This is a genomic window from Streptomyces sp. SCSIO 30461 (assembly GCF_037023745.1).
Taxonomy (GTDB): Bacteria; Actinomycetota; Actinomycetes; order Streptomycetales; family Streptomycetaceae; genus Streptomyces.
Genome location: NZ_CP146101.1, coordinates 6,158,454 through 6,183,915, shown reverse-complemented (window position 1 = coordinate 6,183,915; position 25,462 = coordinate 6,158,454). Strand labels below are relative to the sequence as shown.

General features: G+C 69.9%; 24 protein-coding genes, 1 other RNA gene and 2 pseudogenes. 8 read left to right on the top strand and 19 right to left on the bottom strand.

Translation table 11 applies throughout. From position 1 onward, the window contains the following. Positions 1 to 12: 12 nt before the first annotated feature. Complete coding sequence (locus V1460_RS27695; protein WP_338678231.1) at positions 13 to 1,350, top strand: bifunctional RNase H/acid phosphatase; 1,338 nt, start codon at positions 13 to 15, stop codon at positions 1,348 to 1,350. Between the two features lie 151 nt (positions 1,351 to 1,501). Here the strand turns inward: V1460_RS27695 and yaaA are convergent, their stop codons facing one another. From yaaA to V1460_RS27675, 4 genes are all read right to left on the bottom strand, one after another. Beyond that, entirely contained in the window at positions 1,502 to 2,302 is an 801-nt protein-coding gene (gene yaaA / locus V1460_RS27690; protein ID WP_338676337.1) for a peroxide stress protein YaaA, read from the bottom strand. A gap of 76 nt (positions 2,303 to 2,378) precedes the next feature. Next, positions 2,379 to 3,182 carry a hypothetical protein gene (locus V1460_RS27685; protein ID WP_338676336.1) on the bottom strand — a complete coding sequence of 268 codons (804 nt, stop codon included), beginning with the start codon at positions 3,180 to 3,182 and terminating at the stop codon, positions 2,379 to 2,381. Then, complete coding sequence (locus V1460_RS27680) at positions 3,179 to 3,949, bottom strand: MerR family transcriptional regulator (protein WP_338676335.1); 771 nt, start codon at positions 3,947 to 3,949, stop codon at positions 3,179 to 3,181. Before V1460_RS27680 ends, V1460_RS27685 begins: the two co-directional genes overlap by 4 nt. Before the next feature lie 172 nt (positions 3,950 to 4,121). Next, positions 4,122 to 4,358, bottom strand: a complete 237-nt coding sequence (locus V1460_RS27675) for a hypothetical protein (RefSeq protein WP_338676334.1) — start codon at positions 4,356 to 4,358, stop codon at positions 4,122 to 4,124. A 9-nt stretch (positions 4,359 to 4,367) separates the two neighbouring features. On the opposite strand from V1460_RS27675, the gene rnpB reads away from it, so the two are divergent. Then, an RNA gene (rnpB, locus tag V1460_RS27670) (RNase P RNA component class A) lies at positions 4,368 to 4,770 on the top strand. 445 nt (positions 4,771 to 5,215) lie between these two features. Here rnpB and V1460_RS27665 read toward each other — a convergent pair. Continuing rightward, positions 5,216 to 5,494, bottom strand: a complete 279-nt coding sequence (locus tag V1460_RS27665; protein WP_338676333.1) for a hypothetical protein — start codon at positions 5,492 to 5,494, stop codon at positions 5,216 to 5,218. Between the two features lie 194 nt (positions 5,495 to 5,688). On the opposite strand from V1460_RS27665, the gene V1460_RS27660 reads away from it, so the two are divergent. Continuing rightward, positions 5,689 to 6,786, top strand: coding sequence for a hypothetical protein (locus V1460_RS27660; RefSeq protein WP_338676332.1), 1,098 nt, complete (start codon positions 5,689 to 5,691; stop codon positions 6,784 to 6,786). Positions 6,787 to 6,883: 97 nt separating this feature from the next. On the opposite strand, the gene V1460_RS27655 is transcribed toward V1460_RS27660, so the two are convergent. Next, the gene (locus V1460_RS27655; RefSeq protein ID WP_338676331.1) at positions 6,884 to 7,093 is read right to left on the bottom strand and encodes a hypothetical protein; all 210 of its coding nucleotides are present in this window, start codon (positions 7,091 to 7,093) and stop codon (positions 6,884 to 6,886) included. Positions 7,094 to 7,096: 3 nt separating this feature from the next. On the opposite strand from V1460_RS27655, the gene V1460_RS27650 reads away from it, so the two are divergent. Then, complete coding sequence (locus V1460_RS27650; RefSeq protein WP_338676330.1) at positions 7,097 to 7,207, top strand: helix-turn-helix domain-containing protein; 111 nt, start codon at positions 7,097 to 7,099, stop codon at positions 7,205 to 7,207. 157 nt (positions 7,208 to 7,364) lie between these two features. Beyond that, entirely contained in the window at positions 7,365 to 7,742 is a 378-nt protein-coding gene (locus tag V1460_RS36510) for an endonuclease domain-containing protein (protein WP_407077539.1), read from the top strand. Between the two features lie 118 nt (positions 7,743 to 7,860). Here the strand turns inward: V1460_RS36510 and V1460_RS27645 are convergent, their stop codons facing one another. Together V1460_RS27645 and V1460_RS27640 are read right to left on the bottom strand one after the other, a co-directional pair. Next, positions 7,861 to 8,283 carry an excalibur calcium-binding domain-containing protein gene (locus tag V1460_RS27645; protein WP_338676329.1) on the bottom strand — a complete coding sequence of 141 codons (423 nt, stop codon included), beginning with the start codon at positions 8,281 to 8,283 and terminating at the stop codon, positions 7,861 to 7,863. Between the two features lie 408 nt (positions 8,284 to 8,691). Then, a complete protein-coding gene (locus V1460_RS27640; protein ID WP_338678230.1) occupies positions 8,692 to 8,883 on the bottom strand; it encodes a hypothetical protein in 192 nt (63 codons plus the stop codon). A 168-nt stretch (positions 8,884 to 9,051) separates the two neighbouring features. On the opposite strand from V1460_RS27640, the pseudogene V1460_RS27635 reads away from it, so the two are divergent. Then, a pseudogene (locus V1460_RS27635) lies at positions 9,052 to 9,300 on the top strand (ISL3 family transposase); the annotation flags it as partial. A 1,708-nt stretch (positions 9,301 to 11,008) separates the two neighbouring features. Here the strand turns inward: V1460_RS27635 and V1460_RS27630 are convergent. The 4 genes and pseudogenes from V1460_RS27630 to V1460_RS27615 form a co-directional block, all read right to left on the bottom strand. Continuing rightward, positions 11,009 to 11,896: a bile acid:sodium symporter family protein gene (locus tag V1460_RS27630; protein WP_338676328.1), complete on the bottom strand. Its 888-nt coding sequence runs from the start codon at positions 11,894 to 11,896 to the stop codon at positions 11,009 to 11,011. A gap of 349 nt (positions 11,897 to 12,245) precedes the next feature. Beyond that, positions 12,246 to 14,081 (bottom strand): glycoside hydrolase family 15 protein, encoded by a 1,836-nt coding sequence (locus tag V1460_RS27625; protein ID WP_338676327.1) that lies wholly within the window; start codon positions 14,079 to 14,081, stop codon positions 12,246 to 12,248. A 95-nt stretch (positions 14,082 to 14,176) separates the two neighbouring features. Further along, positions 14,177 to 15,073 (bottom strand): annotated as a pseudogene (locus V1460_RS27620) (PhzF family phenazine biosynthesis protein). A 54-nt stretch (positions 15,074 to 15,127) separates the two neighbouring features. Further along, positions 15,128 to 15,904: an SDR family oxidoreductase gene (locus V1460_RS27615; protein WP_338676326.1), complete on the bottom strand. Its 777-nt coding sequence runs from the start codon at positions 15,902 to 15,904 to the stop codon at positions 15,128 to 15,130. A gap of 132 nt (positions 15,905 to 16,036) precedes the next feature. On the opposite strand from V1460_RS27615, the gene V1460_RS27610 reads away from it, so the two are divergent. Next, positions 16,037 to 17,320 (top strand): multidrug effflux MFS transporter, encoded by a 1,284-nt coding sequence (locus V1460_RS27610; RefSeq protein ID WP_338676325.1) that lies wholly within the window; start codon positions 16,037 to 16,039, stop codon positions 17,318 to 17,320. A 34-nt stretch (positions 17,321 to 17,354) separates the two neighbouring features. On the opposite strand, the gene V1460_RS27605 is transcribed toward V1460_RS27610, so the two are convergent. After that, positions 17,355 to 18,305: a small ribosomal subunit Rsm22 family protein gene (locus tag V1460_RS27605; protein ID WP_338678229.1), complete on the bottom strand. Its 951-nt coding sequence runs from the start codon at positions 18,303 to 18,305 to the stop codon at positions 17,355 to 17,357. Positions 18,306 to 18,469: 164 nt separating this feature from the next. Next, complete coding sequence (gene ddaH / locus V1460_RS27600) at positions 18,470 to 19,285, bottom strand: dimethylargininase (protein WP_338676324.1); 816 nt, start codon at positions 19,283 to 19,285, stop codon at positions 18,470 to 18,472. A gap of 310 nt (positions 19,286 to 19,595) precedes the next feature. On the opposite strand from ddaH, the gene V1460_RS27595 reads away from it, so the two are divergent. Next, complete coding sequence (locus V1460_RS27595; protein WP_338676323.1) at positions 19,596 to 20,438, top strand: bifunctional DNA primase/polymerase; 843 nt, start codon at positions 19,596 to 19,598, stop codon at positions 20,436 to 20,438. Between the two features lie 123 nt (positions 20,439 to 20,561). Here V1460_RS27595 and V1460_RS27590 read toward each other — a convergent pair whose 3' ends face one another. The 5 genes from V1460_RS27590 to V1460_RS27570 form a co-directional block, all read right to left on the bottom strand. Continuing rightward, positions 20,562 to 21,482: a hypothetical protein gene (locus V1460_RS27590; RefSeq protein ID WP_338678228.1), complete on the bottom strand. Its 921-nt coding sequence runs from the start codon at positions 21,480 to 21,482 to the stop codon at positions 20,562 to 20,564. Beyond that, positions 21,433 to 22,419, bottom strand: a complete 987-nt coding sequence (gene efeU / locus V1460_RS27585) for an iron uptake transporter permease EfeU (protein WP_338676322.1) — start codon at positions 22,417 to 22,419, stop codon at positions 21,433 to 21,435. Before efeU ends, V1460_RS27590 begins: the two co-directional genes overlap by 50 nt. A gap of 40 nt (positions 22,420 to 22,459) precedes the next feature. After that, positions 22,460 to 23,827, bottom strand: coding sequence for an iron uptake transporter deferrochelatase/peroxidase subunit (gene efeB, locus V1460_RS27580; RefSeq protein WP_338676321.1), 1,368 nt, complete (start codon positions 23,825 to 23,827; stop codon positions 22,460 to 22,462). 32 nt (positions 23,828 to 23,859) lie between these two features. Beyond that, the gene (efeO, locus tag V1460_RS27575) at positions 23,860 to 25,008 is read right to left on the bottom strand and encodes an iron uptake system protein EfeO (protein ID WP_338676320.1); all 1,149 of its coding nucleotides are present in this window, start codon (positions 25,006 to 25,008) and stop codon (positions 23,860 to 23,862) included. Positions 25,009 to 25,186: 178 nt separating this feature from the next. Continuing rightward, entirely contained in the window at positions 25,187 to 25,399 is a 213-nt protein-coding gene (locus V1460_RS27570; RefSeq protein WP_338676319.1) for a hypothetical protein, read from the bottom strand. Positions 25,400 to 25,462: the final 63 nt, after the last annotated feature.

Below are 25,462 nucleotides of genomic sequence, written 5' to 3'. Positions count from 1 at the left end.
GGTGAGCCTCTGATGCGCGAGCTGGTCGTCGAGGCGGACGGCGGCTCCCGGGGAAACCCGGGGCCCGCCGGCTACGGCGCGGCCGTGCTCGACCCGGTGACGGGCGAGACGCTCGCGGAGCGAGCCGAGTACATCGGAGTCGCGACCAACAACGTCGCCGAGTACCGCGGTCTGATCGCGGGCCTCACGGCGGCGAGGGAACTCGCCCCCGGCGCTTCGGTGCGGGTCCGGATGGACTCCAAACTGGTCGTGGAGCAGATGTCAGGGCGCTGGAAGATCAAGCACCCCGACATGAAGCCGCTCGCCGCGGAGGCCGCGCGGATCTTCCCCGCGGGGCAGGTTCGTTACGAGTGGATCCCGCGTGAGAAGAACAAGCACGCGGACCGGCTCGCCAACGAGGCGATGGACGCGGGCAAGCGGGGCCGTCAGTGGGAGCCGTCCGCCTCGCGTGCCGCGCTCGGATCCGGCGCGGCTTCGGGCACCGACGTGGACGCGGCCCGGATCGTCGGTGACGCGGCGGCGGGTGCGGCGAAGGCTCGGGCGGCGCTGACGGGGCTGACGGGGCGCGGCGCCGGTACCGCGGGCGCCACGGCGTCCGCCGGCACGGGGGTCGCCGTGGCCACTCGTACGGACACGGTCCCCACGGCGACTGCCGACGCGGCCCGTACGGCGCCCGCCGACGCGGACGAGGACGCCCCGGCCGTCGGCTGGGGGCCCGCGGACCTGGGGCCGCCGGCCACCTTCGTGCTGCTGCGGCACGGCGAGACCCCGCTGACTCCCGAGAAGCGGTTCTCGGGCAGCGGCGGCACCGACCCGGAGCTGTCCGAGGCGGGGCTGCGCCAGGCCGAGGCAGCGGCCACGGCGTTCGCCGCGCGCGGCCGGATCCAGCACATCGTGTCGTCACCGATGGTCCGCTGCCGCCAGACGGCCGCGGCCGTGGGCGCCAGGCTCGGACTCGACGTGCTGGTGGACGAGGGCCTGCGCGAGGCGGACTTCGGCGCCTGGGAGGGCCTGACCTTCGCCGAGGTCCGCGAGCGGTACCCGGATGACCTCGACGCGTGGCTGGCCTCCCCGAAGGCGGCCCCCACCGGCGGCGGCGAGAGCTTCGCCACGGTCGGCCGCCGCGTCGCCGCGACGCGGGACCGCCTGGTGGCGAAGTACCAGGGCCGCACGGTGCTGCTCGTCACCCATGTGACCCCGATCAAGCAGCTGGTCCGGCTGGCTCTGGGAGCGCCTCCGGAGGCGCTGTTCCGGATGGAGTTGGACGCGGCGTCGCTGTCGGCGGTGTCGTACTACGCGGACGGAAACGCGTCCGTGCGGCTTCTGAACGAGACCTCGCACCTGCGCTGAGGCCTCCGGCGGGGTGCGGGCGGGTTCCATGGGCCCATCCGCACCCGGCCCCGGTGGCGCCTCGCGACACCGGGTGCGGTGTGCCGCACTCTGTACGGCGGTCCGGAGTGTCCGTACCCGGACGCCGGACGGGCCCTGGGCCGACGCGGGCTCAGTGGATCTCGGTCACGACGACGTCGAGGGCCCATGGCCTACCGGCTCGCACGGGGGCCTCCGCCTCCACCGTGTAGCCGAGGTCGCGCAGGGCCTCCACCAGCGTCGCGGGGTCCTCCGGTGCCGTGCCGGACTCCAGCAGGCTGCGCACCATGCGGCCCTTCGTCGCCTTGTTGAAGTGGGAGACGACCGACCGCTTCTCGACACCGTCCACCACCTGCGCATGCAGTACCCGCACCGTCGCGGTGCGCTCCGCGAGCTCGCCCTTGGGACGCCAGGCCGCCGCGTAGGCCGATGACCGCAGGTCCAGGACCAGCCCGTCGCCCGCGGCCTCGGGCAGCACCGAGGCCAGGGGAGTCCGCCAGTAGGCGCCCAGTGCCCCGAGTCCCGGCAGCTTCACGCCCATCGAGCAGCGGTACGAGGGGATCCGGTCGTCGACGCGGACCGCGCCCCACAGCCCGGAGCAGACCAGGAGCGCCCGGCGGGCACGGCGGCGCGCCGCAGGGGCGAGGGTGGCGAGGCCGAGCGCGTCGTAGAGCACACCGGTGTAGATCTCCCCGGCCGGACGCGCCCCTGCCGTCTCGAGTACGGCGTTCTTCGCGACCTCTCCGCGCAGGCCCTCGCTGAGGCCGAGTACGTCCCGGGCCTTCTCCTCGTCGGCCCGGCACAGCCCGACCAACTCGCCGAGCACCGCCGCCCGTGCCTCGGCCAGTCCGGGCAGCGACAGGGACTCCGGCTTCAGCGGCGCCCCACGGCCGGAAGCGGCCTTGCCCTCCGACGGCGGCAACAGCACGAGCACGGTGGTTCTCCTCTGGGTACGTACACGATGGCGTGGGGCGCGGCCCCCGGCCAGGGTAGTCGTGCCCCCCTCCCGCTCATGCCGGGGTGCGGGCCGTGCGGGCCCGGGTGAGGGCCGCGAGCAGCGCGCGGGCGTCGTCGGCATGGCAGCGCACCGTGTGCACCCGGCGCTCCCGGCCGAGCAGCCCGACGGAGGTGACGGGTTCGGACAGCCTGAGTGTGAGGGAGGTCTGCGAGCCGACGGCGAGGTCGAGCACGCCTTCCTCCTTCTTGTCGTGGGAGAAGAGCAGCTCGTACGAGACCGTGGCGATGCTGTCGAGCGGGATGCGTATGTCGACGTGGGCGGCCTGGCGCAGGCGCAGTGCGTCGGCGCTCAGCACATGCGGGCGGACGACCGAGGCGGCGTACAGACCGAGTATGAAGGCGACGGTGTACAGGTCGACCACGAGCACGATCTCGTGGACCACCGGCACATCAGCGAGGAGGTACGACATCCCGATGGTCTCGATCACGCAGACGAAGGCGAAGCCGAGCAGCAGGGCGGCCCCGTCGCGGGCGTGCCCGAACGCCCGGTCGTCCGGGCCGACTCCGTCCCGCCTGCGGGCGACCCACAGGGCAAGGCTCCGCATCAGACGCAGCTCGTGCCCGATGAGCCGCAGCACGGCACGGGGGACCAGCTCCTCAAGGGCCTCCCGGGAGGTGCGGCCATGGCGGCGCAGTCGCAGGAAGACGGCGACTTCGGCCAGGAGCAGCAGGAGTACGGCCGCCTCGGCCGCGACCAGCGCGGGTGCGGGCGGCCGTACTCCCGCCGACAGGCAGACCATGAGCACCAGTTCGCCGGGCAGCACGGCGTACGCGGCAGCTCTGAGCAGCCGCCTCACCGGGCCCGCTCCATGGCCAGGTGCAGAGCGCGGCGCACGGCGGCGGCCTGGGCGGGGGAGAAGTCGGCGTAGAGCGCGCCCATGAACCCGCCCTCCGGGACGTCGGTGATATGAGCCGTGATCTCCTCGGGCAGGACGGCGATCAGCGCCTGCGCCGCCTGCTCCACGCGCGGGTCATCGGGTCCGGCTTCGGCGAGCGCGTCCAACTGTGCGTACACCTCGTACACCCGCTCTGCGGCTCCCGGCACTTCGGTCAGCCGCCGCATCGCGCCCACCAGCTCTTCGCGTCCGTCGCCGGGGGTGGCGGTGTCCAGCAGGGCGAGGATCTCCCGGTCCTTGGCGGCCATCGCCGAGGCGGGCCGCCCGGCCATGGCCCGGTCCACGGTTGCGAACAGCGCGGAGAGCTCGGGCGACAGCGGCCCCTCGGCCGTCACCCGCCCGGCACGCGCCTGCGCCAGCAGCAGCCTCAGCCGCTGCCTCCGCTCGCCGAGCTGCTCCTGCTGTCGTGCGAGGTCCTGGTCCAACTCCTCCAGTACCTCCACCAGCTCCCGCCCCGCGTCGTCCGCGATGACATCCCGCACCTCGTCGAGTCCGAGCCCCAGCTCCGTCATCCGCCGGATCCTGGCCAGCAGCACGGCGTCGCGCACCGAGTAGTCCCGGTAGCCGTTGGCCTGCCGCGCGGGCTCGGGCAGCAGGCCCTGGTGGTGGTAGTGCCGTACCGCCCGTGGGGTGACCCCGACGAGCGCGGCGATCTCTCCGATTCGCATGGCCTCAGTAGAAACCCTGACGCTGCGGCAAGGTCAAGCGCGGGCGGTGCCGGTCGTGGGCGGGCGGTGCCGTTCGTGTGCCGGCGGTCATGCGGCGGTGCGGCAGACCTGGGGGAGCACACCGCTGGAGGTCAGACACGGACCAACCCCGGCGGCAGGGGCCGGGAGTGGATCACACACGGGTGTGAGACGGCCCGGGTGGCTCGTCGAGGGTGGACTGCCGCACTCCCGTCTCACCGAGCGCGGGCAGGACCTCGGAGATGCGGACGGCGGCGACCACCTCCAGCCGTGCACGATCCGCTTCGGCAAGGTGCCGTGTCCCCCTGAGCCCTTTGCCTTCGAACTGGACACCGCCGAGTTCCTCCGAGGCCGTGACCCGGCGCCCGCGGCTGCCCGGTACCATGGTCATCACGGCAGACGAGCCGGGCGGACGGCCGCGTGGGGCCCCTTCGGGGAGCCTCCCGAGGAACGTCCGGGCTCCACAGGGCAGGGTGGTGGCTAACGGCCACCCGGGGTGACCCGCGGGACAGTGCCACAGAAAGCAGACCGCCGGGGATCTCGGTCCTCGGTAAGGGTGAAACGGTGGTGTAAGAGACCACCAGTGCTCAGGGTGACCTGGGCAGCTAGGTAAACCCCACCCGGAGCAAGGTCAAAAGGGAGCGCCTCGGCGCTCCTGCGCGGACGTTCGAGGGCTGCCCGCCCGAGTTCGCGGGTAGACCGCATGAGGCCGGTGGCAACACCGACCCTAGATGGATGGCCGTCTCCCCGGCGACCGCGAGGTCTCCGGGCGACAGAACCCGGCGTATAGCCCGACTCGTCTGCCGCTCAGGGCTTCTGACCAGCGAAAACGCAGGTCAGAAGCCCTTTCTCGCGGAATCGTGGGCGTCTCCTCACCCCGTTCCGTACCGGTTCAAACCGGACCTCGCGGGTGCGAAGGTAGCCACGAAGGTAGCCACGAAGGTAGCCACGGAGCTGGCAGGGTGCGAGCTCCCCCTGGCCATCGGGGTGGGGTGATTGACCGCCCATTACAGCCCAGCTCGTCCAGGTCCTGTCCGGCGGATCATGGCGCCGTAGGCTCCAGGACATGCACAGCACCCTGATGGAACATGCCCGGTGTCTCTACGGAGACGAGTACCGACCCACGCCGCCGGAGTGCGACCAGGAACCCGAGGCAGTCACATGGTCCGCCGGACAGGACCTAAGTGGTCCGGTCCGGAAGTCCTTCGGGGGTTGACTCCGATGCCCGGTGCGGTGCGTGGTGTCTGGTCAGTTCACGGGGGTGGCGAGGTGGAGGCCGCAGGCGCAGTCGAGGGCGTTTTCAGGGGTGTCGGCGAGGCTGCCGGTGGGCAGGACCGTGTCCTCGTACTTGTCGCTGCTGGCGAGGTAGAGGGCGAAGCCCCACCGTGAGGCGGTGCCGGTGTAGCGCAGCCTCATCAGCTTGACCCGTTCGCCGTCGGCCAGTTCCGCCTCGACGTAGGCGAAGGCGCCGCGGTGGCGGACGTGCAGCTTCAGCTTGGGCCAGCAGTGGGTGTGCCCGAAGAGCACGGACAGTTAGTGCCCCGCTGGGCAGCACCGACAACTCGCGACAGTTGAATACGCGAGCCCACCAGTACCAAGGCCGGGCTCCGCCTGTCCCCACCGACCGCGAAGGCGGCCCCATTCATTTGACAGCTTCTTTCAGGCTGCGGATCATCAAGAAAAACGGGGTGGTAGGACTAACCGGGGGGACGGTTCGAACGATGCCGGACGCGCAGGACATCACCGAAGGCGAGGACGAGGAGCACCTCTTCGTCGATCCGATCCTTCCCAGCGAGACACGAGATGCCCTGGAGGCGTCCGCTGGCTATTTGTTGACTGCTGAACAGAAACGTGAGCTCCCCCGGGAACCCGCCGAGCGAAAGCGCAGTCCCGTGCTGCGCGCCGTCGGCTGGCTGCTGACGACGGCGGCTTTGATCGCCATGCTCGTGAGTTCGCAGTCCAAGATCGGGATCGCGATCACGGTGGTGGTCTTCGGACTGTGCTGCATCGGTGCCCTCGGCAAGGAAGCAGAGACGGCCAGCTGCCTCGCGGTCGTCTACGGGCTGGGCGTCCTCGTCATGCTGTTCTTCCTGCCGGCCGGGTGGATGGTGCTGGCAGCGGCCGGATATCTGGGCTGGCTGGGGCTGCTGGTCACCCTGCGTCCCGGCGGCGGCTCCGGGAACCGTCTGGAGCGCGAGTACCGCCGCCACTACGTGTGCCTCACCGACCTCGACGGTGAGGGCCGAAGGATCGCACTGCGGACCGTACAGTCCTCGCTGGCCGTGGAGGAGCTAGCCGGGAGCGTGCCCGCAGATGTCGACGTTGCGCCCGCCTGTCAGTTGGTCGCGGAGCAGCAGTGGCACATCGTTCAGACGCTCGCACTGCGTGAGCAGCTTCGCAGCGAGCTGGCGGACCGGATCGGCTCCACCGGGTCCCCACAGGTGCTGGCTGCCGCAGGTCCGCAGATCGAGGTACTGGAGACCGTGCTCCACGTCATGGACAGCCAGGCCAGGGCTCTTGAGGAGTACGTGGCCCGCGTGCGGCGAGCCGTCGAGTTGGCCGACGAACGACGTCAGATCGTGGAGATCACCGACCGCAACGACGCCTATGCCGACCTGATCGCTCTGGCAACCGGCGGACAGCCGGTCGAGATGGCCATCGACTCCCATGACGTGACGGAGGCGGAGCGGGAGCGCGATCTGTTGACGCGGGAGATGGTGGACGCCGGGCGGTGGTTGTCAGCAGCCGCAGCCGAGGCACGCGCCGAGGTGGAAGCGAAGCTGACCACTTTGGCCAACCCGCTGGATCGATCCCACTGAGCGACTCTGACGCGTAAATAACAGCTGGGCAGAGTGGGTGTGGGCATAGCTGGCTGCCCGGTGGTCGCGGAGGGCCGCCAGGTGTCCGGGCTACTGGTCAGGCTGTGTCTTCCCTCGGGTTGAGGGTGACGGTGAAGTCAAGCTGGTTGAGCTGGTTGATCGCTCGGCGGGTAGCGCGTTCGGGGTCGCGGCGGGTGAAATAGTCGCCGCCGAGCGCACCCAGGACGGCCTCGCCGCCGCACGCGCCCGCGGCAGAGTCGGCGGCAGGAAGAAAGCACTCAAGCCCCGGCAAGCCGCGCTCGCCCAACAGATGTACGACGAGCTCGGCGAGGACGGCAAGCGCAAGCACACCGTGCAGGACATCGCCGACGAACTCGGCGTCGCCCGCACGACCATCTACAAGTACTTGGAGCGCGCGTGACCGCCCGCGAGATCACCCGCTGCGGTCGCCCCAAGGCCAACGGCAAGCCGTGCTTACGGCGAGGCGGTCCCTGCTTCGAGCACACAACACCGGAGGAACGCACCAACCTGGAACGCGCCATGGCTGAGGCGAGCCGTCAGCGCGACGCAGAGCGCGAATGGCTGGGCTTGACTACCGATGGCCGACCCACGTTCGCGGAGGCCGAGGCGTTGGACCGCAAGGCATCCCCTCAAGTCACGTGTGGACTGCGCCGAGCGGACACGTGCCGCCGCACCTGTCGGCGATAGCGGCGCTGCGACTGTGGCAGGCCGGAGCATGCGCTATGTGCAGCGCCTCCCAGGGGCGCCTCCTTGTCGACCATTGCCACGAGACCGGCCTCGTCCGCGGACTGCTGTGCACCAGCTGCAACACCGCCGGGGCGCACTCCGGCGCCCCAGTGTTCACGGCGTACAGAGAGCGCCCACCCGCGGCCATTCTCCAGGTGACGGAGCAGTACGGCTCGCCGTGGGACGGCTTCGGCGTCACGAGCACATAACCCATAAGACGTTATGCGCTGGGCGCACGACAAAGGCCCCTCCGCAGGGAGGGGCCTTTCGTCGCTCTCCTGGGGCGAGCGCCTACCGTCTGCCCTGGCTACGGGGGCGCCGCCCTCTCTAGCTGGACACCCGGCGCTTGCGGTTGAAGACCACCAGGCCGCCTCCGGCGAGGACGACGGCCGCGCCACCGGCAGCGATCCACGGCGTGGTGCTGTTCCCGCCGGTCTCGGCGAGCCCCGTCTCGTCAGTGCCCGAAGTGTCCGAAGCCGTCTTCTCGGTCTTCTCGGCTTCGGTCTGTGCGCTCTCGTCCTTGGTGGCGGGAGTGAAGTCGGCCGGCGGCTTGTCGCAGCCGATGCCGTCCTTGTCGCGGTCCAGGTGCGGCCCGTAGCGCGGGTCGTCCTTGGGGATGTTGGCGTAGCCCTGGCTGTAGGCCTCGGTGCAGTTCTTGAAGGGCTGGGTGTCGGCCATGGCGACGGTGGGGAGGGCGGCGAGTGCGAGGGCGCTGATGGCGATGGCGGTGGTCTTGTGGAGCGGGGTCAAGAGGGCGCCTTTCGGTGTCTTCGGGTGGGTTGGTGTGGTGGACGGTAGCGGTGGTGTTGTGGCGGGGCGGGAGGGTTTACGGTCGCGGTGACGGAAACGTGACGTGACCGGCGGGTAGCGGTCTGTTGTGGGTAACTGGTGGTCATGTTCGATCGCTCGTTGTCGGTGTCACGTTCAACGGCCCGCTGTCGGCCCTCCGTGCGACACCGGCAGCTCTGATGCGCCGTGCACGGTGCATCAGTGGTCGTGGTGTCGGTGCTGCCACCGTCGCGCGACGGCTGACCGCCCCCCCCCCGGCTGTCGGTGCCGCATGGGAAACTTGACGCATCCCATTCGCGCCGATGGCTGCGGCGCACTCGGACCCGCCCGTCGACCCCACGGGGACAGCGACGACGGGCGGGGCACGGACTACTCTCCGGTTCGGACGCGCGCCTTCAGCGCCATCTCCAGCTCGTACCGATTGACCCCGGCCGCCTCGGCGTGCGCGGCCACAGCGGACAGTACGGCCCACGCCGTGTCCACCGTCAGCGCCCCAGCCTGCATCTCCCGCCAGGCCACACGCTCAAGCGCCAGCAGGTCATCGGAAAGTTCGATCGCCACGACCGGAGCGTCTGTAAGCACTTCTCTGGGCTCCACTGCACGGAACTGAAGTGGGGTCTGGCACAAGTTCCGTGATCCGGTCACGCGTTGTAGTTGTTGATCTTCTTGTGGTGGGTGCGGAAGTCGCCTTGAAATCGTTCCTTGTGCGGGTGACACGGCCGACATTCGGTGGCCGTGAACGAGGTGTTGTCCTGGCTCCAGGAGCTGTTGTTCCCGTCGGTCCCCGGCATCGCCGTCGTGGCCGTAGATGCGCACGGCGAGGCGATACGAGTCGAGGTACGGTGCACGCCCGCAGGGGCCGCCTGTCCCGACTGCGCCCACTGGACGGAACGGGTCCACAGCTCCTACCTGCGATTTCCGGCAGATCTGCCCGCTGCCGGGCGACGAGCACAGCTCGCGTTGCGGGTCTGGCGGTTCTTCTGCACGGCCTCGGCCTGCGGCCGACGGACATTCGTGGAGCAGGTGCCGGGACTGACCCGCCGCCACGGCCGGGTCACCGAGCGACTGCGCCAGGCGATGAGTGCGATCGGGCTGGCCCTGGCGGGCCGGGCCGGTGCCCGCCTCGCCCAGGTCATGGGCATCGCGACCAGCCGCACCACGCTGCTGCGACGGGTGATGGACCTGCCGGACCCGATAGCGACGCAGCCCCGCGCCGTCGGCGTGGTGGTCCTCGGCGAACGTGCCCGACTCCATGAGCACCGGGAGCTGGAGCCCGTTGCCGTACTTCTGATGGGCATGTGCTGGTAGGGCGCCCCGGGACAGCGGGGTGGTCAGCTTGACGCCACATCTCGCACATACGAAAACGAACAAATGCCCTCCGCTGCAGAATCAGGGGACATCGTCGCAGCTCCGTGGCAGACCGGCCAACGTGTTTTGAATCCACCGCGAGGCTGAAGCGCAACCCGCGGTGTCGAGCATCATCGTTCGCATCTCGGGCAGGCGCTGACGTCTCCCGAAGCGGTGGACGTCTGCTGTTCTTTTCCCAGTTCTCGAAGGGTGGGCTTCCATGCGCCAACGTTGAATTGGTTTCGGCAGATCAGGTTCTTTCGCTGATCCAGAAGAGAGCCCGCGTCGGGCCCCAATCAACTCTTCGCCGGCCGCCTCGCCTACACCGAACCTCGGACACTCGGGCTCACCGTTGGCAAGTCGACTTATTTTCGAGGCGGAATTTAAGGCGGCTGGCGCGGGATGCAGCAAGGTAAGGCAAGGAAATCGCCGATGAAGCAGCAGTCCGGCGCTGCGCATCGGCCGATTCGGTCAAGCCTGTTCCAGTGAGAAAACCCCACTGAGGAAGAATTGAAGAAAACGAGCGGGGTGATGAACCGGAACCTTTTCCTATTCTTTGCGTCGTCTTATTTCGAAGAAATACAGTGGGCAACCTATCACAAGTCCCATGAACAGCGCATAGCCGAATCCTCGAAGAAGGCTTGGTTCTGGATCGAATATCGCGCGACCGGTCCCGGCAATAGCTCCGACCGCAAGGACGCATAGTGCCAGATTGCGCAGATCGATCTTTTTCATAGTTTTCCTTCTTTGGTGGCTTGGAGTGCTTGCTCGAGAATGCCGCATGATCAGGTGGCAGTGGGGTTTATGCAGCCAGATCTGCGGGTGGGTCATTGTGGTCTCGTATTCGACGGGGGTCAAGCGGTCCAGGCGACGTGAGATAGCGGTAACGACTCGTTGTGCGGAACCCCGTGGACCAGCCTCGATCCGTCGGTGGGGTTCGGTCGCCGACCGGGTCGGTGGTTCGCCCTGTTTGTCCCATGTGGTCGTGAGTCGGGCCGTCGCGTCACGCTGCGGCTGCGCCGGGTTCCACGGCCGTGCTGAGCTGCAGGACTTCGGTCCGCCGGCTTCCACGGCAGCACTGCCCCGGCATGCCCTACCAGCCCCGCCCATCGGTCGCCACGGACAGTCGCCGGTCCCACCCGTAACTCCCTCGCCAGAAAGGTGCCCCACTCTGCTTTCCCGATTCGGCCTCGGCAATCGAATCTTCGCAGTTCAGGGAACCGTTCCTGCTGTCGGGTCGTCAGCTCGCCCCATTCCGCTGAACAGCCGAGGCTGACGGTCGGATCCTCCGCGAGGCGTGGGTGACCTGCGCCGGAGGCCCTTTCCGTTCTCTTCGGCGTCAGCTGATCGGCAGGCTCGGGTTCGCCCCGGCCTGCTCATGGCGCCGGGTGATCGCGTAGCCGAACGCAGTCGCAAAGACGTACATGAAGACCGAGTAGACGGCACTGGGGATCGCGACCTCCGTGCTGCCCATGACGCTGAGCGCAATGGTGAGTGCCACGGTCGTGTTGTGGATCCCGACCTCCATGGAACTCGCTATGGCCTGGCGCTCGTCAAGGCGCAGCAGCCGGGCGCCGCCGTAGCCGAGTGTGAGGCTGGCCAGGCAGAAGACGGCGGTCACCAACCCGACCTTCTGGATGTAGTCAGCCAGGTTCTCCCGCTCACCCAGCAGTGCTCCGGCCGACACGAGGACCAGCACGGCGATGGAGAAGATCCGGACCGGGCGGTCTGCGCGTGCGGCGAAGCCCGCGGAGCGCCGGCGAATCCACATGCCGATTCCGACCGGTATCAGCACGATCGCGATCACCTGCACCACCTTGCCGAACTGCAGGCCAAGTTCACCTTGGGCATCGAAGTATCCGATGGCGAGGTTGGTGACGACCGGGATCGTGATGGCGGCGAGTACCGAGTTGATCGCGGTCAGCGTGATGTTGAGGGCCACGTCTCCGCGGAACAGGTGACTCAGCAGGTTGGCTGTGGTCCCGCCGGGGGAAGCGGCCAGGAGCATCACGCCGACGGCCAGTAGCGGGTCGAGGTCGAAGCCTTCGACCAGTCCGAACGCCACGAGCGGGAGCACCAGCACTTGTATGGCCAATGCGACGACAACCGCCTTCGGCGTCCGGGCCACTCCCTTGAAGTCGTCGATGGTGAGGGACAGCCCGAGGCCGAACATGATGATCCCAAGGGCGATCGGCAGACCGGTGACGATCAGTGCTGAGTCGTTCATCACGCATCCTTCTGAAGGTCCGGGAAGGTGAGCATGGTGGGTGCGCTCGGTTCACGCAACAGCCGTGCGGATGCACGGTTGTCGGTACCTGGGCACAGCTGTGCGGCGCCTGTTGGAATGGGGTGTCGGGCCCGTGAGGCCGCACGTCCGACTCTGCCTGGTTCAGGAGAAGTCCCGAGGACACACGACGGCTGCGATTCGGCAACGCAGCATGGGGGCACCTCCCGGCGAAGACGGGGGGAGTGCCGTAGCAGGCGTCGCGCGCGCTGGGGATTTCGGGACAGTCCTTAGCCGGAGCCTCCTGCCCCGGGTGCGTCCCGCCCGGATGGGGCGCGCACCGGGTCCGGCGTCAGCCCAGTGCCTTGTCCAGGTTGAACGCCGCGCTGATCAGGGAGAGATGAGTGAACGCCTGGGGGAAGTTCCCGTTCTGCTCGCCTGTGCGGCCGATCTCCTCGGCGTACAGACCGAGATGGTTGGCGTACGTCAGCATCTTCTCGAACGCCAGCCGGGCGTCGTCCAGCCGGCCGGCGCGGGTGAGGGCTTCGACGTACCAGAACGAGCAGATCGAGAAGGTGCCCTCCTCGCCGCGCAGGCCGTCCGGGCTGGCTTGGGGGTTGTAGCGGTAGACCAGGGAGTCGGAGACCAGCTCGTCGCCCAGCGCGTCCAGAGTGGAGAGCCACTTCGGGTCGGTCGGGGAGATGAACTTGCTGAGCGGCATCATCAGCACCGAGGCGTCGAGTACGTCGCTGCCCTCGTGCTGGACGAACGCCTTGCGTTCGTCGGACCAGCCGCTGGTCATGATCCGGCGGTAGATACGGTCGCGCGACGCGCCCCAGCGGGCCATGTCGGCGGGCAGGCCACGGCGGCGGGCGATGCGCATGGCGCGTTCGATCGCCACCCAGCACATCAGGCGTGAGTAGAGGAAGTTCTTGCGCCCACCGCGGGTCTCCCATACGCCCTCGTCGGGCTGGTCCCAGTTCTCGCAGACCCAGTCGACCAGCTCGCAGACGGTGTCCCAGTGGGCGCTGGAGATCGGCTCCCCCCACTTGTCGTACAGGTAGATCGAGTCGACCAGGGCTCCGTAGATGTCCAGTTGGAGCTGGTCGACGGCGCTGTTGCCGATCCTGACCGGGGCCGAGCCCAGATAGCCCTCGAGATGGGGGACCTCCAGCTCGGGCAGCTCCTTGCGGCCGTCGACCCCGTACATGATCTGGAGGGGACCTGCCGCGGACCGCGAGACGCAGACATGGCCGTTGAGGAAGCCCATGAACGCCCGCGCCTCGTCGGTGAAGCCAAGCCGCAGCATCGCGTAGGCGCAGAAGGCGGCGTCGCGGATCCAGACATAGCGGTAGTCCCAGTTGCGCTCGCCGCCGATCTGCTCGGGCAGGCTGGTGGTAGGGGCAGCCACGATGGCACCGGTCGGGGCGTAGGTGAGCAGCTTGAGGGTCAGGGCCGAGCGGTGGACCATCTCGCGCCAGCGTCCCCGGTACCGGGACTTCGCCAGCCACCCCCGCCAGTACCGGACCGTGGCGTCAAACAAATGCTCGGCCTCGGTCACGGCGCAGCCGCGCGGTTCGACCGGACCGCCGACCCGGTCGAGCGCGAACACGGCGGACTCGCCCTCGCTCAGCTTGAACAGCGACCATACGTCCCGGCCGTCGCTCTCGACCGGCATAGTGGCCGTGAGCGCGAGGCTGAAGGCGGGCGACTCGAAGATCGGGCAGCCGCCGTCCGTGCGTACGGTGTGCTGCTGGGCCCCGTAGCCGAAGCGAGGTGCCACGACGGCGCGGAACGGCAGGGTGCCGCGTACGCAGACCACCCGGCGGATCAGCCGGTGGCGGTCCGCCTCCCGGCTGTCGTCGGTGACCGGCATGAAGTCCTGGACCTCGCCGACGCCGTCCTCCGCGAAGAAGCGGGTGATCAGCACATTGGTGTCGGGGAAGTAGAACTGCTTGGTCCTGACCGGGACGTCAGGCGCGAGTTCGAAACTGCCGCCCTGCTCGGCGTCCAGGATGGACGCGAAGACACTCGGCGCGTCGAAGCGGCTGCAGCAGTACCAGTCGATGGTGCCGTTGGTGCCCACCAGGGCGGCGCTGCGCAGGTCGCCGATCAGGCCGTGTTCCGAGATCGGCAGATAGCGGGGGGATTCCGTTCGGGGCGGGGCACCTCTGCGTCCTTCAGTCACGGGTCCTCCTCCGCCTGGCGGTATACACCCCCGAACCCCCGCATTTCATAGTAGGCCGGGTGGCTGCATACGACCCTGGTGGGCATCGGCGCAGGTCAGCCGATACGTGCTCCCGTGCCGCCGACACGGATCCGCGGGTCGCCCGGACGCAGCGTCACCGTGAGCACGCCCGGGCGGCCCAGATCCTCCCCTTGGTGCAGGGTGAGGACGGTGTCCTCGGCCGCATCGTCGGGGACCAGCCCCAGCTCGCGGACGTACGCGCCGAACGCCGCCGCGGCGGCGCCCGTCGCCGGGTCCTCGACCACGCCGCCGACCGGGAACGGGTCGCGGACGTGGAACACCGTGGCGGACTCCCGCCACACCAGCTGCAGGGTGACCAGGTCCAGGCGCCGCATCAGGGCCGCGAGGCGGTCGAAGTCGTAGGCGAGGTCCGCGAGGCGGGCGCGGGTCGCCGAGGCGAGCACCAGATGGCGCGCTCCGGCATAGGCGATACGGGGCGGCAGGGCCGGGGCCAGGTCGGCGGACGGTCAGCCGAGCGCCGCAAGCGCCTCGGCCAGGTCGGTCTCCGAGACCTCCTCGACCTTCGGCTCGACGCTGGTGAGCGTGGCTCGCAGCGTCCCGCCCGCCTCCTCGGTCACCGTCACCGGGACGGTTCCCGCCCTGGTCGCGAAGACCAGCTCACCCGGACCGGACCGCTCGGCCAGCGCGATGGCGGTGGCGACGGTGGCGTGGCCGCAGAACGGCACCTCCACCTGAGGTCTGAAGTAGCGGATGGTGTAGGCCCGTCTGCCGCCGGTGCCGTCCCCGGCGAGTTCAGCGGGTGGTGGGGTCAGGAACGCGGACTCCGAGTAGCCGAGCTCCGCGGCGATCCGCAGCATGCCGGCGTCGTCCAGGCCGGTGGCGTCCAGCACCACATCCGCAGGATTGCCGCCCTCGGGGTCGGCGGAGAACGCCGTGTAGCGCAGCACTTCCTGGTTCTGTGTCGTGGTCATGTGGAGGGGAAGCGCATGCGATCATCGGATGTTCCCAGGTAGTGGCGCCGTATGTCAGCCGCGCCCGATATAGGGCATGTTGGTCGCCATGACCGTCGCGAACTGCACATTCGCCTCCAGCGGCAGCTCCGCCATGTGCAGCACGGTCCGTGCCACATCCGCCACGTCCATCACCGGCTCGACCGCCGTGCGCCCGTCGGCCTGGAGGATCCCGGTCCGCATGCCCTGAGTCATGTCGGTCGCCGCGTTGCCGATGTCGATCTGACCGCAGGCGATCCGGTACGGGCGCCCGTCCAGGGACAGCGACTTGGTGAGGCCGGTGATCGCGTGCTTGGTCGTCGTGTAGGCGGTCGACAGCGGTCGTGGCGCATGCGCGGAGATGGACCCGTTGTTGATGATCCGGCCGCCCCGCGGGTCCTGCTCCCTCATGACGCGGAACGCCGCCTGCGCGCACAGGAACGCCCCGTTGAGGTTGGTGTCCACGACCGAACGCCACGCCTCGTACGGGAGCTCGTCGACCGGGACCCCGTGTGCGCCGAACGTGCCCGCGTTGTTGAACAGCAGGTCCACCCCGCCGAAACCCTCCCGGGCCGCCGTGAACAGGCTCATCACGGCTTCCGGTGAGGTGACGTCGGTCGGTACGCACAGCACGTCCACCGCGTCCGACCGGGAATCCGCCGCGGCCATCGCCGCCGTCTCCTCCAGCGGTTCCGTCCGCCGCCCCGCCAGCGCGACCGACCAGCCCGACGCCGCGAGCGCGAGCGCGACACCGCGGCCGATGCCCGAGCCCGCGCCGGTGACCACGGCACTCTTCCGCCTTGTGTCCTCCATGAGCCCGCAGCGTACGGCAGCGTGCCCGCGTCGACGGGCTCACGCCCAGACGAAACCGGGTGGTTCGTATTGAAGGACCAACTGAGAACATAGGGGCGACTTCATGGAGAGAGAGCCGGACGGGAGCCTCGGATGTCGGAGAATGAGCGCGGTGCCGTGACCGCGCGGCGGGTGGGGTTCCTGGTGACTCTGGTGCTGGGCGGGCTGACCGCGCTTCCCCCGCTGTCCATGGACATGTACCTTCCGGCACTGCCGCAGGTGACCGGGTCGCTGAGCGCTTCGGCCGCCACGATCCAGCTCACCCTCACCGCCTGCCTCGCGGGGATGGCGCTGGGGCAGCTCCTGGTCGGGCCGATGAGCGACCGGTGGGGACGGCGGCGTCCGCTGCTGGTGGGCATGGGCGTGTACGTGGCGGCCACCGCCGTCTGCGCGCTGGCTCCGGGCGCCGAGATGCTGATCGCGTTCCGGCTGCTGCAGGGGCTGGCCGGGGCCGCGGGGATCGTGATCGCGCGGGCCGTGGTGCGTGATCTGTACGACGGCGTGGCGATGGCCCGGTTCTTCTCCAGCCTGATGCTGATCTCGGGGATGGCCCCGATCATCGCGCCCCTCATCGGCGGCCAGATCCTGAGGGTCACCGACTGGCGCGGCGTGTTCTACGTACTCGCCGGGATCGGGCTGCTGCTCACGCTGCTCGTGGCACGGTTCCTGCACGAGACGCTGCCGCCCGAGCGACGGCACACCGGGGGCATGGGCGAAGCCCTGCGCACCATGCGCGGACTGCTCGCCGACCGGGTGTTCGCCGGTTACACGCTGGCGGGCGGGCTCGCCTTCGCCACCCTCTTCGCTTACATATCCGCGTCTCCCTTCGTGATCCAGGAGATCTACGGGGCCTCGCCGCAGACCTTCAGCCTGCTGTTCGGGCTGAACTCGCTGGGCCTGGTCGCGGCCGGGCAGATCAACGGCAAGCTGCTGGTGGGCCGGGTCAGCCTGGACAAGGTACTCGGCACCGGGCTGGCCGTGATCACCCTCGCCTCACTCGCCCTGCTGCTGATGACCTCCGGGGTCTTCGGCGAAGTGGGTCTTGTCCCGATCGCGGCCGCGCTGTTCGTGCTGATGTCCGCGATGGGCCTCTGCCTGCCCAACACCAACGCGCTCGCGCTGATGCGGACCCCGCACGCCGCGGGGTCCGCATCGGCTCTGCTGGGCACCTCCGCGTTCGCCGTCGGTGCGGTCGCCTCACCCCTCGTCGGGATCGCGGGCGAGGCCACCGCCATGCCCATGGCCCTGGTGCAACTCGTGTGCGCGCTCGGCGCCGTGGCGTGCTTCCTCGGCCTCTGCCGGCCCTGGCGTGCCGGTGATCCCGCCGCCCCGGCCGCTGCACCGTCAGCTCAGCCCTCCGAGGCCAGCACCGCGTGACCCGGGCAGGCCACCCGGCGACGGCGCGAGACGGCTATTCCCCGGGCTCAGAGGGCGGCCACCCCGAGCCCCAGCCCGTGTCGCGGGCCGCGCGGTACAGCGCGCCATGGCGCTTGGTGACCGTGGTGCGATGCAGGGTCCCGTCGTCCGAGCACAGGTCGAGCAGCACCTGGCCCTTGCGGATCTGCGGTTTGCGGACCACCCGGGCCGGCGCCGGAGCCGCCGGGCCTCGGGTGGCCGCGACATAGCCGAACTTCTCGTCCTCGTACGCCAGCGACCCGCCCTTCACCTGTCGGTGCAGCGACGAACGGCTGACCCGGGCCGCGAAATGGCACCAGTCGCTGCCGGGGACGATCGGGCAGGTGCCGCTGTGCGGGCAGGGGGCGGCGATCCGCAGGCCCGCCGCGATCAGCCGGTCGCGGGCTTCGATGATCCGCTGGTAGCCGTCGGGGGTGCCCGGTTCCACGATCAGCACCGTCCGGCCCGCCGCGGCTGCCTGTTCGACCACCGCGGCCCGGTCGGCCTCCGTGAGCTCCTTCAGGACGTACGAGACCGTGACCAGGTCCACCGGCTCCAGCCCCATGGACGCCCCGATCCTCGCCCGCTGCCAGCTCGCCGAGCGCAGCGCGGGCGGCCCCGCGGCCGAAGCCAACTCCCGGCCCAGGGCCAGCGCGGGCTCCGCCCAGTCCAGCACCGTGGTGCGCTGGGTGCCATCCGGCCAGGCATCGGCCACGGCCCAGCTCGCCGCGCCGGTGCCACCGCCGATGTCGGTGTGGGTGGCCGGGGTCCAGTCGGGCACGGCGGCGCGGAAGGCCCGCAGGGCCGCACGTACCGCCTCGAAGGTCGCGGGCATGCGGTACGCGGCGTACGCGGCCACGTCGGCCCGGTCCCGCAGCACCGGGGCGTCCGTCGGGGTGTCCCCCCGGTAGTTGCTGATCAGGCGGTCCACGGCCTGGGCGACCCTGCCCTGCGGCAGCCCGTCCAGGAGGCCCGCGAGGGCGGTGCCGAGATCCGCCCGGGGCGTGCCGGGGCCGAGGTCGGGGCCGGGGAGACGGCCGGGGGAGCGGGCGGGTTCAGCGGCGTTCACCGGCGAATTCTACGAGGTGTCCCGGGCGCCGGACGCCGGCACCCGGGATGTGCGGAGCCCGCTCAGGGGCGCAGCTCCTGCGTGCAGCACTTCACGCTGCCGCCGCCCTTCAGCAACTCCCCGAGGTCCACGCCGACGGGCTCGAAGCCACGCTCCCGCAGCGGCTCGAACAGGCCCGTCGCCGCCTGGGGAAGCACCACATGGCGGCCGTCGCTCACTGCGTTCAGCCCCAGCTTCGCCGCGTCCTCACGGCTGGTGAGCAGGGCGTCGGGGAAGAGCCGGGCGAGCACCGCCCGGCTGCCGGGCGAGAAGGCGCCGGGGTAGTACATGATCTCGTCGCGCTCGTCGTCCAGCACGGACAGCGCCGTGTCGAGGTGGTAGTAGCGCGGATCCACCAGTTCCAGGCCGATCACCGGCCTGCCGAAGAACTCCTGGGCCTCGCCGTGGGACAGCGGGCTGGAACGGAAGCCCTGCCCGGCGAGCACATAGGTCGAGGTGACCGCGAAGTCCCCCTCCCCCTCGTTGATGTGCAGGGGCTCGTGGATCTCGGCGAACCCGTGCGCACGGAACCACTCCAGATGCGCCTCCGCCTCCGCCTCCCGCTCCCGGTGCGCGAAGCGCGCGCCGAGCACCCGGCCGTCCACCACGGTCGCGCCGTTCGCCGCGTACACCATGTCGGGCAGGTCGGGGCGTGGGTCGAGCAGTTCGACGGTGTGGCCGAGCGCGGTGAAGCGGTCGCGCAGGTCTTCCCACTGGGCCATGGCCAGCGGCAGGTCGACGGGCTTCCCGGGGTCCATCCAGGGGTTGATGGAGTACGTCACCTCGAAGTGCGTGGGTGGGCACATCAGGTAGCGGCGGGATCTAGCGTCACGAGGCAATGCAGGCTCCTCAGGAACGTCAGAGCAAAGCAGCGGCGCACGGTTGTGCGTGCAGCAATAGTGCGCCATCCAGGGGCTACGCGCGTGATTCGAACGGGTGGTTCGTCACTTGTATTGCTACATGTATTACTGGCGTGCAGCCTTGTGAAACGGCCTGCCGCGCACGCCGTCGCCGCTGCCCGGGGACCGGCGCCCCGAACCCCGCCCTGACCGGCGCCCGGCCACCCGATCGGGGGGTGCGGCCACCTCGTCCGCCCGATGGTGGGACCATGGCGGGGACCACAGGGGGAGAGCTGAGGTGAGGGGATCGATGGGCGAGGGCAGCCAAGGCATCGGCGGCATCCAAGGCAACGGCGGTACCGAAGGCAACGGCGGTGCAGACCGTGCGGGCGGCACCGATCACGAGCGTGACCGCGAGCGGGGGGCGCGCGGCAGGACGGGCTGGGAGAACCGGCTGCCGCAGTGGCTGCGCAGGCGCGCCCGCGAGGACGCCGCCGCCGAAGCCGGCTCGGGCCGCCTCGAACTGCTGACCGCCACCGCGGGTGCCGGACTGCCGCTGGCGCCGGCCGCGCATCCGGCCGGTTTCCGCTGCTCCTGCGAGCGCATCGGCTGTCCGACTCCTGCCCGCCACCCGGTCTCCTTCGCCTGGCAGACCCAGGCCACGCACGAGCGCGCCACGATCGAGCGCTGGGCGGACGAGCAGCCGGAAGCCAACTTCATCACCGCCACCGGCATGGTGCACGACGTCCTCGACGTCCCGGCGCCGGCGGGCCGGGCCGCCCTGGAGCGGCTGCTCGGGGAAGGTACCGAGGTCGGCCCGGTGGCCGAGTCCGGCGAGGGGCGGATGCTGTTCTTCACCGCCACCCGCGGCACCCCGGAGGACGAGGACGAGTGGTGGCCCTGCGCGCTCGACTGCCATCCGGAGACCATGGACGAGCATCCCGGCCTGCGCTGGCACAGCCGCGGCAGCTATGTCCTCGTACCGCCCGCGCGCCTGCCCGACGGGCTGACCGTGGACTGGGTACGGGGCCCCGAGCACCAGCTGCCGGACCCGCTGACGCTGCTGGAGGCGCTCGCCGATGCCTGCGCCCGGTACGCGGACGAGGCGGACGAACACGACCAGCACTCGGTGGCCTGGCCGGTGCGCCGTTGACGTGGGTGTCCCGTATGCGCGCCTGACACCGCGTGCCACGGGACACCGGCCCGCGCTCACGTGCCCGCGCCCGTGAGCCCGTGCCTACGAGGGCGCGCCCGCGACTGCGCTACGAGGCCGCGCTCACGAGCCCTTCGCCGATGTCACACCCTGGAGCCGGCCCAGTATCGCCACCGAGGGACCCTTGCCTCCGCGCGGAGCGACCTTCGCCGCTTGGCTGGACATCCACTCCTTGGTGAGCGTGTTCTTGATCTCGCCGGTCATCAGCGCCCGCTCGTCCGCGCTGGGCTTCGGCCGGTAGCCCTGCGGCGCCGTCTGGCGCTCGTAGTAGCGCATCGAGAAGAAGACCAGAGCTCCGCCGTCGTTCGTGACCAGTCCCAGCGGTGCGAACTGCCCGCTGTTCAGCGGCTGGTCGACGAACTCGGTGACAAGACCGGATGTCCGCCGCGACTTCTGCTCACGCCGCTCGCGCCACTCGCTGGTGGCCTCACCCGCCGCGAAGACATCGGGCTTGCCCTCGCCGAGATACGAGGCGTAGTCCTTGCTCAGCCGGTTCGGAGCCACCGCAGTCTCGTCCGAGTCGGCCGACACCGGCACGGCGTAGCCGTCCTGGTCGGTGCGGAAGCGGGGTACCTCGCTACGGCCGAGGATGGCCAGATATGTGGCCTTCCACTGCGCGTCGTTGCCGGTCTTCACGAACACCACCAGCCAGCGGGAGTCCCGGTCTCCGCTGTCCACGTCCCGGTTGCTGTCGGTGTCCGCCAGGAACCAGCGCGGCCAGCCCGCCTTCTGCGGCACGTAGAACTTGGCGTCGGAGAGCTCCAGCGGCCGGTGCTGGGGATTTCCACGCGGGCTGGTCACACTGCGTGCCTTCAGGCCTGCCTGGTTGATCGCACCGAGTGCGCCGGTCACCTGAGCCGCGTCGAGCGCGGGATCGTAGGCCCGGTCCGCCGCGTTGTACGCCTCGGTGAAGTCGGCGAGTGCGTCCGCGGCGTCAGTCGTCGTCGCCGCCGGTACGACTTCCAGCTCGCCGTGAACCGTCACGCACCCGCTCGCCGTCAGTGACAGCACCACTGCCACCGCCGTCGCCGCGAGCCCCGTCACCGTCCGGCTCAGCCTGCTCTTCGGCCTGCTCATCGGTTGCCTTCTGCTTCTCGACCCCCACTGACCGTCCGAACCCTACCGGGGCGAGGAACAGCACGAGTGCCGGGATCAGATACAGGGCCCACACCGTGACCTGGAGAACGGTCGGGTCGGGCTGGAAGTTGAACACCCCCTTCAGCAGGGTGCCGTACCAGCTGTCCGGCGGTATGGTCTCGCTGACGTCGAAGGCCTTGTCCGGCAGACCGCCGAGGAAACGGGCCTCCTGCAGGTCGTGGACGCCGTACGCGAGCACGCCCGCGGCCACCACGACGAGCATTCCACCCGTCCAGGTGAAGAACTTCGCCAGATTGATTCTCAGCGCGCCACGGTAGAACAGCCAGCCCAGCACGACCGCCGTCGCGATTCCGAGCAGCACCCCGGTCAGCGGAGCCGACGTACCGCCCTGGTCGGCCGCGGCGCGTACCGAAGCCCACACGAACAGCGCGGTCTCCAGGCCCTCCCGGCCGACGGCGAGGAACGCCGTCGCGACCAGGGCGCCCGTACCCATCTCCAGGGCGGCGTCCAGCTTGGCGCCGAGCTCCGCCCTCAGGTGCCGCGCGGTGCGCCGCATCCAGAACACCATCCAGGTGACCAGGCAGACCGCCACGATCGACAGGGTCCCGCCGAGCAGTTCCTGCGCCTCGAACGTCAGCTCCTGCGAACCGAATTCGAGTGCCGCCCCGAACGCCAGCGACAGCGCGCACGCGACGCCGATGCCGGCCCAGATCGGCTTCAGCGCGTCACGCCGACCCGTCTTCACCAGGTAGGCGACGAGGATGCAGACCACCAGGCTGGCCTCGAGCCCCTCACGCAGACCGATCAGATAGTTGCCGAACACGGCGGGTCCCCTCTTGTCGCCTTATCGCCTTTTGCCTGGATTACGAGAACAGTGCCCTGCCCCACCAGTCGTCCTTGCCGCGGACGCCCGGCGGGACGGCGAACAGCGCCGAACCCACGTGCTGGATGTACTCGTTGAGATCGTCCGACGCGAGATTGCGCTGCACCGGTACGAAGCCCTTGGCCACGTCCCGCTGGTAGGCGAGGAAGAACAGGCCCGCGTCCAAGCGGCCGAGACCGTCCGTGCCGTCCGTGAAGGAGTAGCCGCGGCGCAGCATCTTCGCCCCGCCGTTGGAGTCCGGATGGGCCAGCCGGACGTGCGCGGTCGGCAGCATGGCGGGCAGGAACGGCTCGTCGCGCTCCTTCGCCTTGCCGACCGGGGCGCCTTCGCCCTTGTCGCGGCCGAAGATGTCCTCCTGCTCCTGGAGCGAAGTGCGGTCCCAGGTCTCGATGTTCATCCGGATCCGGCGCGCGACCAGGTAGGAGCCCCCGGCCAGCCAGGCCGGACCGTCCTTCTCCGACACCCACACGTGCTCGTCCAGAGCCTGCTCGTCGGTGCCCGAGATGTTCCGGGTGCCGTCCTTGAAGCCCATCATGTTGCGTGGGGTCTGCTCCTCCGGGGTGGTGGAGGAGGTCTTGCCGAAGCCGAGCTGGGACCAGCGCACCGTGACCTTGCCGAAGCCGATCCTGGCGAGGTTGCGGATGGCGTGCACGGCCACCTGCGGGTCGTCGGCGCACGCCTGGACGCACAGGTCACCGCCGCTGCGGGCAGGATCAAGGTTGTCCCCGGCGAACTTCGGCAGGTCGATCAGCGCCGGGGGCCTGCTGTCCTTCAGACCGAAGCGGCCGTCGAAGAGCGAGGGTCCGAAGCCGATGGTGAGGGTCAGCCGGGTCGGCTTCAGACCGAGGGCCTCACCTGTGTCGTCCGGCGGGGCCTCGGCCAGACCCCCGTAGGCGCCATCGCCGACCGGCCGACCGGCAGCCATTCGCTCGGCAGCCCTGGTCCAGTCCTTGAGCAGCTGGATCAGCTCGGCGCGGTCCGTGGTCTTCACATCGAACGCGGCGAAGTGCAGCCGGTCCTGCACGGCGGTCGTGATCCCCGCCTGATGCGTGCCGTGGAAGGGCACCGCCGCGCCGCTGAGGGCGGCAGGCACGGGCTCGTCCGCGCCGCGCGCCAGGGCGGTGGCACCGCCGGCTGCGGCGGCGCCGAGCGCGAGCCCGGCACCGCCCCAGCCCAGCAATGAGCGTCGCGAGGGCGCCGTGTTCGGCCCGTCGACCGCGGTGCCGACCGCAGCCGTGGAGCCCGTGGCGCCACCGGCTCCGGTGGTTCCCGCGGATTCAGCGGATCCCGTGGTTCCGGCGGATCCCGTGGTTCCGGCGGATTCTGTGGACTTCGTCGTTTCGGACATGGCTGCTTCGCCCCTTCACGGCCTCGCGTGCGTTACTTGACGACCGCTGCGGCGAGCTTCGAGAGCGGCTCGGCCAGCGCGTTGACGGCGTCCGACAGCTCCTTGCGCTGGGCCGCCGTGACCTTGTCGTACGAGGTGAACACATAGGTGTTCTCGTCCGCGCGGTACTTGTCGAGCAGCGTGTTCATCGCCGCGAACTGCCTGTCCAGCTCGGCGACCAGCTTCGCGTCGTTCTTCGACGCCACCGGCTTCAGCAACTCGTAGGACTTCTGCGCGCCCTCGACGTTCGCCTTGAAGTCGACCAGGTCGGTGTGGGAGTAGCGCTCCTCCTCACCGGTGACCTTGCCGGTCGCGACCTCGTCGAGCAGCTCCTTGGCGCCGTTGGCCATCGAGGTGGGGGTGATCTCGGCGGTGCCGACCTTCTTCACCCAGTCCGCGAGGTCCTTGTCGAGGGTGTCGGCGAAGGCCTTCTCCTCGGCGCCGATCTTCTTTTCCTGCCACAGCGCCTTCTCCAGGCGGTGCCAGCCGCCCCAGGTCTGACCCGGCTCCAGATCGGCGACGCCGTCCTCACGCAGGTCGACCTTCGGGTCGATGTCGCCGAAGGACTCGGCGACCGGCTCGGTGCGCTCCCAGCCGATACGGGAATCGGCGTAGGCCCTCTTGGCCGCCTCGATGTCGCCCGCGCGTACGGCGTCGGTGAACACCTTGGCCTTGGGCAGGGTCTCGTCGGCCTGCTGCTGGACGTAGGTGCGGTAGGCGGCGACGGCCTTGTCCATCTCCGGCGAGCGCTTCGCCACAGTGCCGCCGGTGGCCTTGACCTGCTGGCGGATGCCTTCGCCCTTCATACCGGGCTTGCAGGCGATCGCGTACTCACCGGCCTTGACCTCGGCCGTCAGGCTCGCCTTGGTGCCGGGGCCGATGTTCTCGCGCTCGGTGACGATGCGGTCGTCCGGGAAGAGGATGTAGACCTCGGTGACCTTGGTGCCCTTGTTCTCGATGTCCAGCTGGACGTGCCCGGCCGGGAACTCCTTCGCGGACACCTCGCAGGCGTCGTCCTTCGCGGTGACGCTGACGGCGCCGTGGCCGCCCTTCGCGTCGCCCTTCTCGGCGCAGCCGGTGACGGCGGTGAGTGCGGTCACGGCGGTCACGGCGGTGACGACTGAGAGACGGACGGGTCGCATACGGGCTCCACGAGTGAACGGACAGCAGCCGCGGAACGGGAGTCCCACGGCAGTGAGGCGGACCTAACTTAACCGAGGCTTACCTGACGTAAGCCCTTCCGTCCAGTGATTCGTCTCTCATGGGAAGCGCCTGGGAACGGTCCGATCACGGATGGGTCATGTCTGCCCCCAGTAGAGGTCAAGCGCAGGTCAAGTGTCCCTTTTTGGGCGCGATGGCCGGGCCCCCTGTCGAGGGGCGGCGCAGTACGTCCAGCGGCTGCCGGTAGACCTCCCCGACGATCCGCGCCGACAGCACCCGTTCCGGCGGCCCGACGGCCGTGACCTTCCCACCGTCGCGCACCACCGCCCGGTACGCGTACGCGGCTGCACGGCCCAGGTCGTGCGGCGCCACCACGACCGTGTCGCCCGCCGCTCCGGCCGTTTCGGTCGAGGGCGGCGCTCACGTACGCCCGAG

Bases quoted from the DNA above. Each gene is read 5' to 3' on its own strand.
- V1460_RS27695 (WP_338678231.1), top strand. From the start codon at position 13: ATGCGCGAGCTGGTCGTCGAGGCGGACGGCGGCTCCCGGGGAAACCCG.
- V1460_RS27680 (WP_338676335.1), bottom strand. From the start codon at position 3,949: ATGCGAATCGGAGAGATCGCCGCGCTCGTCGGGGTCACCCCACGGGCG.
- V1460_RS27675 (WP_338676334.1), bottom strand. From the start codon at position 4,358: ATGACCATGGTACCGGGCAGCCGCGGGCGCCGGGTCACGGCCTCGGAG.
- V1460_RS27660 (WP_338676332.1), top strand. From the start codon at position 5,689: ATGCCGGACGCGCAGGACATCACCGAAGGCGAGGACGAGGAGCACCTC.
- V1460_RS27650 (WP_338676330.1), top strand. From the start codon at position 7,097: ATGTACGACGAGCTCGGCGAGGACGGCAAGCGCAAGCACACCGTGCAG.
- V1460_RS36510 (WP_407077539.1), top strand. From the start codon at position 7,365: ATGGCTGGGCTTGACTACCGATGGCCGACCCACGTTCGCGGAGGCCGA.
- V1460_RS27630 (WP_338676328.1), bottom strand. From the start codon at position 11,896: ATGAACGACTCAGCACTGATCGTCACCGGTCTGCCGATCGCCCTTGGG.
- V1460_RS27615 (WP_338676326.1), bottom strand. From the start codon at position 15,904: ATGGAGGACACAAGGCGGAAGAGTGCCGTGGTCACCGGCGCGGGCTCG.
- V1460_RS27610 (WP_338676325.1), top strand. From the start codon at position 16,037: ATGTCGGAGAATGAGCGCGGTGCCGTGACCGCGCGGCGGGTGGGGTTC.
- V1460_RS27595 (WP_338676323.1), top strand. From the start codon at position 19,596: ATGGGCGAGGGCAGCCAAGGCATCGGCGGCATCCAAGGCAACGGCGGT.
- efeB (WP_338676321.1), bottom strand. From the start codon at position 23,827: ATGTCCGAAACGACGAAGTCCACAGAATCCGCCGGAACCACGGGATCC.
- efeO (WP_338676320.1), bottom strand. From the start codon at position 25,008: ATGCGACCCGTCCGTCTCTCAGTCGTCACCGCCGTGACCGCCGTGACC.